Genomic DNA, 4,218 nt, shown 5'->3' with positions numbered 1-4,218 from the left:
AGCCCGTAACCGCTACTGGAGTGTTGCTAGGAGTTGTAGAGCCATTGCCCAGTTGTCCGTGGTTATTGAAGCCCCACGTTCGCACCGTGCCATCGCCCAACAGGGCTACCGAGTGGTTGCCACCAGCAGCGATGGCCACCGCCGTAATCCCGCTTAGCTGAACAGGGGTGTTGGATGGGTTGTTGTTGTCGATCCCGAGCTCGCCGTTGGGGTTGTCGCCCCAGGCCCAGATGCTGCTGTCGGATCTGAGGGCCAGCGTGTGGTCGTCACCAGCGGCCAGGGCGATTACATTGGTCAGGCCTCCAATCTGAACCGGCGCTTCTTGGGGCGAGATAGCGTTGCCGATGCCAAGCTGGCCCACGTTATTTTGGCCCCAGGCATACACCGTGCCATCGGAGAGGACGGCCAGTGAGTAGAAACGTCCCGCTTCCACCGCCACCGCCTTGGCTCCGGCGGGCAGGCTGGGAGTGACGATCTTGATGTCGATGTTGGTTCCGCTCGAGTCGGTGGCACCATCCCCAAGCTGGCCAAAATCGTCTCGGCCCACAGCCCGAACCGAACCATCTTGCAGTAACGCCAACACGTGATACTCGCCCAGAGATAATGAGACCACATCGTTGGTCGGAGTGACCCAGGTAGGCGTGCCATCACTGGTGCCTGTAGTTACGCGCCCTAGCTGCCCGTAGGTGTTGTCGCCCCAAGACCAGACCTCGCCGTTGGGCTTGATCGCTGCACTGAAAGCCGTGTCAAAGTTGCCCCCTGCCGCCAGAGTGGTGGCGCGCAATACCCGTAGGGAAAGGGAAGCAGTGCGCGTGAGCCCCCCACTGCTGGCCTGTAGGGTCAGGTTGTAGACACCATCCACCACGTTCCTGCCCACCGAGAGGGTGATGGGGCCGGAGGTGGTCAGGCTGGCAGGGGTGATGCTGATTCCGCTGGGGGGTGATTGCAGGCTCAGGGCCACGGTGCCACCGAAACCCGCCACCGGCGTGAGGGTAAGGCCGAAGTCCGAGAAGCTCTGGCCCTGGGCCCGCAGGGTGCTGGATGCAGTCAGGGCGATGTTGAACGAGGTAACGGTCAGGCTGAAGCCAGCCGTTTTGCTCAGGCTGCCCTGCGTGGCCACCAGCGTCAGGGCACTGGGGCCGGTGGGTGTGCCCGAGGTGGTGTTGAAGGTGACGGGAAAGTTTTGTGGGTCTGTACCGCTGAGGGTGATGCTGGAAGGCGAGACCGTCACACCCGCAGGCGGGTTCTCGAGGCCCAGGACGACCGTTCCGCTAAAACCATTTTGCGGGGTCACGGTCAGGGTAGCAGTAACGCCAGTACCACCCTGCACCGCACTCCCAGCGGTTGGGCTAAGGCTAACGGTGAAGTTGGGCTGAGGCTGTGCGCTGACGGTCAGGTCGAAACTGACTGTGCGGTTGAGCGAGCCCTGGCTGACCAGGAGCGAGAGGTTGTGCAATTGTACCGGCGTAGAGCCCGTGGTGGCGATATTGAGGGTAATGGTACGGGCCGAAGAGCCCGAAACCACCACACTGGAAGGCGTCAGCGAGACCCCCTCCGGGGGGCTTTGCAGGGCCAGGTTCACCATTCCGCTAAAGCCGCCTTGTGGGGTGATGGTCAGGCTGGTCGAGGCCGACTGCCCCTGAGACACCGTTGCACTGGTGGGGCTAAGAGCCGCTGTAAAGCTGGGTTGGGCGGTAGGGCCGCACCCCGCCAATGCAAGTAGCGAGATAGCCCCAAACAACAGAAGTTTCCTCACTGCAACCTCCTTCTTACTGCCCCAGGATATTATCGCCCTACCACCCTACCAGTGACTTTTAGCCCTACTCGAGCAGGTTTTCCGTTATCTGGTGGTTCCAGAGCGGGGTACGGGATACGCCTCATGTCACGACATACCCGCTGGTGATCGGTAGCCCCCTGGGGTTTTTAGCCGTGCAGGCGCTCGAGTAGATACCCCGCCAGTTCGCTCACCTGCACCCGTTCCTGCTGCATGGTATCGCGGTCACGCACCGTTACGGTGTCCTGTAGAGCTGTACTCCCATCTTGCGACCTGCCAATGGTGTCGTAATCAACAGTCACGCAGAAGGGTGTACCCACCTCGTCGTGGCGGCGGTAGGCCTTGCCCACGTTTCCGGTGTCCTCGTAGAGCACCCGCCCAAAACCCAGCGCTTGCAGGTCGGCCTTCACTTTCCTGGCATACCCGGTAATTTCTTCCTTGTTTTTAGCCAGGGGAATGACGGCCACCTTAATCGGGGCCAGGTGCGGTTTGAGCCTGAGCACAATGCGCTCCTCACCGCTTTCCAGCTTCTCCCTGGTGAAGGCTTCGGACAAAACCGCCAGCACCCCCCGGTCTACCCCGCACGAAGGTTCGATTACAAAAGGCACCACCCAGTGTTTGGTGTCCAGATCCTGTACCGCAAGCCTGGCAGTGGAGTCCTGGTTTTCCAGAACCCTGGCCTGGATGTTCAGCTCGCTCTGCCCTTTGGTGTGACTGCCAAGGTCGTAGTCGCTGCGGTTGGCAATTCCCTCAATCTCCTCGAAACCCAGGCTGGGGTAGTTGTACATCAGGTCGTAGGTGCGCCTCGAGTAGTGCGAGAGGTCTTCTTTGGGCACGTCCAGCACCCGAATCTGCTCACGCGGTATGCCCTGGGCCTCCCACCAGGCCAGCCGGGCTTCCAGCCAGCGCTGGTGCCATTCCTCGTCGGTACCGGGCTTCACAAAAAACTCGATCTCCATCTGCTCGAACTCACGCACCCGGAAAATGAAGTTGCGCGGGGTAATCTCGTTGCGGAAGGCCTTGCCTATCTGGGCCACACCAAAGGGCAGGCGGCGGCTGGTGGAGTCCAGCACGTTCTTGAAGTTCGTGAAGATGCCCTGGGCCGTCTCGGGGCGCAGATAGCCATACGAGTCCTCGTCGGCCACCGGGCCGATGCTGGTCTTGAACATCATGTTGAAGGGTCGGGGCGGGGTCCAGTCGCCCGGCTGGTGATCGGCGGGGTCTACCACCCTGGCGGTATTCATAGCCAGGGCGGCCTTGTCGGGCTCGGCCAGCAGACGTAAGACCAGAGCCACCAGGTTGTCACTTTCGTGCAGCCCCATGGCCTGGCCGAGCACTTCCAGCACCCCCGGGGACTGCTCTTTGAGCAGGTGGTCGAGGCGGTAGCGCTTTTTGGAGGTTCGGTTGTCAATCAGGGGGTCGGCAAAGGTGGCCTCGTGGCCGGAATAGAAGAGTACCAGCCTATGGGTCAGGATGCTGGCATCCAGCCCTTCCATATCGTCGCGTTCGTAGACGGTGGCCTTCCACCAGGCGGCCTTGAAATTGTTCTTGAGTTCAACCCCCAGAGGGCCATAATCGTAGGTGCCCTGTAGCCCCCCATAGATCTCAGAGCCGGGAAAAATGAACCCACGGCGCTTGCACAGACTGACCAGTTCTTCCATGGTTTCGGCAGGCATAGTGTGCTCCCTTCGGTCGCGCCGATGGCTTAGGGCTGACAGCGGGTAGCTGCAAACCAAAACCCTGGCCCGACCTGTGCCGGAAAACAAAAAGCCCCGGCACGAATGCCTGGGGACGAAAGTTCAAAACTGAACCCTTCGCGGTTCCACCCCAGTTCCTCGAGTTGGCCTCGAGGCCCTTTGAGTTGCGCTGGTCTTTCACACCGCTGCCCTTCACCCGGTTCCAGGCCGCTCGGCTCACACCCTCCCGAACTCGCTGTGGCTGAACGCCGGGTTACTCCTGCGGTTCAACGCAGATTATATTCTGTACTCCTTTTTGGCTCGAGTCAAGGATACCAGGCGCCAGGCCCCTTGTCCTGAAACCGGCACCATAAGTCGGGTTCACCCTGACCCTTTGACTACGCTCAGGGCCAGACTCAGGGCGGGCTCCACACAACGCTGAAGGGTCGGGTGCGCTGCTGGGTGGATCCGATGCTTTGGCCCCGCAGCAGGACATCGCGGCTATTTTGTGGGCGCACCAGAGGCAAATTCCACTTTTGTCATAAGTGCCTGCCGAAGCGCTACACCCGCTTGCTCCTATCAAGGATTTTGCTATCCTGAACTTATGCCCCGCCCCCAGCCGCCCATCAGAACCGCGGTGTCGCCGGAGGAGTTTCTCGAGTATGAGTTTGGCTCCGAAGAAACACACGAGCTGGTAAACGGTCTGGTCTTTTTGATGGCAGGTGGTAGCCGCCGACACCATCGAATTGCTGTAAGGTTTGGCAGTCT

The 4,218-nt window shown here is 60.6% G+C and carries 2 protein-coding genes; both read right to left on the bottom strand.

Features of this window, described 5'->3' with window-relative positions:
* Positions 1-1,756: hypothetical protein (locus Q0288_RS05295; RefSeq protein WP_299428262.1), on the bottom strand; the 1,756-nt coding region annotated here is incomplete at its 3' end.
* A 167-nt stretch (positions 1,757-1,923) separates the two neighbouring features.
* Positions 1,924-3,450 (bottom strand): glycine--tRNA ligase, encoded by a 1,527-nt coding sequence (locus tag Q0288_RS05290; protein ID WP_299428259.1) that lies wholly within the window; start codon positions 3,448-3,450, stop codon positions 1,924-1,926.
* Positions 3,451-4,218: the final 768 nt, after the last annotated feature.

The sequence above is a fragment of the uncultured Meiothermus sp. genome, assembly GCF_937863175.1.
Classification (GTDB): domain Bacteria; phylum Deinococcota; class Deinococci; order Deinococcales; family Thermaceae; genus Meiothermus.
Note: the sequence above shows the minus strand (reverse complement) of the source record. Positions and strands in the feature narration are given on the sequence as shown.